1 protein-coding gene is annotated in these 1,433 nt (G+C 61.9%); it reads right to left on the reverse strand.

What is annotated here, in order from left to right; translation table 11 throughout:
- Window positions 1–11: 11 nt before the first annotated feature.
- Window positions 12–1,433: hopanoid biosynthesis associated radical SAM protein HpnJ (gene hpnJ / locus ACOJB8_RS41040; RefSeq protein WP_342945568.1), on the reverse strand; the 1,422-nt coding region annotated here is incomplete at its 5' end.

Below are 1,433 nucleotides of genomic sequence, written 5' to 3' on the forward strand. Positions count from 1 at the left end.
CGAGCGGTCCATCATGCCTCGTGTGCGCGCAGGAAGCGGAAGAACTCCACGCCTTCGCGCAGACGCCGCTTCATCATGTCCCAGCTCGTGAGCATCTCGCGCACGATCTCCCAGATCTTCGACGGCCGGAAATAGAACTGGCGATAGAACTGTTCGAGGTGGTGATAGATCTCGTCGCGCGACAGATGTGAATAGCCGATCGCCGCCAGTTGCACGCCTTCCTTGCTCACCAGGTTGATGGTCTTGTTCTCTTCCATCCAGCCGTTTTCCACGGCCTGCTTGTACAGCGTCGTGCCCGGATAGGGCGCCGCCAGCGACACCTGAATCGTATGCGGATTGATTTCCTTCGCGTACTCGATCGTCTTCTTGATCGTGTCCTGCGTCTCGCCCGGCAGCCCCAGAATGAAGGTGCCGTGCACCTTGATGCCGAGCGTCTTGCAGTCGGCGCTGAAGCGGCGCGCGAAGTCCGTGCGCACGCCCTTCTTGATGTTCACGAGAATCTGGTCATCGCCCGATTCGAAGCCCACGAGCAACAGACGCAGGCCGTTTTCCTTCATGATCTTGAGCGTCTTGTACGGCACGTTCGCCTTCGCGTTGCACGACCACGTCATGCCGAGCTTGCCCAGACCGATGGCGATCGCTTCGGCGCGCGGCAGGTCGTCGGTGAAGGTGTCGTCGTCGAACATGAGCTCCTTGACTTCCGGCATGTTCTCGCGGATCCACTTCGCTTCCTCGAGCACGTTCTCGACCGAACGCGTGCGGTAGACGTGGCCGCTCACGGTCTGCGGCCACAGGCAGAACGTGCAGCGCGACTTGCAGCCCCGGCCCGTGTAGATCGACACGTACGGGTAGTTCAGGTAGCCGATGAAGTAATTCTCGATCTTCAGGTCGCGCTTGTAGATCGGCGCGACGAACGGCAGCGAGTCCATGTCTTCCAGCACCGGACGCCCCGGGTTGTGCTCGATCGAGCCGTCCTTCGCGCGCCACGAAATGCCCTTGACCTCGGCCAGCGGCATGCCTTCGGCGATTTCCTTGCAGGTGAAGTCGAATTCCTCGCGGCAGACGAAATCGATCGCCTCGCTCGCCGTGAGCGAATTGTGCGGATCGACCTGCACCTTCGCGCCCACCAGACCGATGACGATCGACGGCTTGCGCTTCTTGAGGTCTTCGCAGAAGAGCGCGTCGGTCGGGAACGACGGCGTGCTCGTGTGGATGATGACGAGGTCGTATGCGGCTGCAATCTTCAGCGTTTCTTCCACGCCCAGACCGTCGGCCGGTGCGTCGAGCACGCGGCTGTCGGGCACGAGGGCCGCGGGCTGCGCGAGCCAGGTGGGATACCAGAACGAGCGGATCTCGCGCTTTGCCTGGTAGCGCGAGCCCGCGCCACCGTCGAAGCCGTCATACGACGGGGCCTGCAGAAACAGCGTTTTCAT

Source organism: Paraburkholderia sp. BR10141 (genome assembly GCF_056155635.1).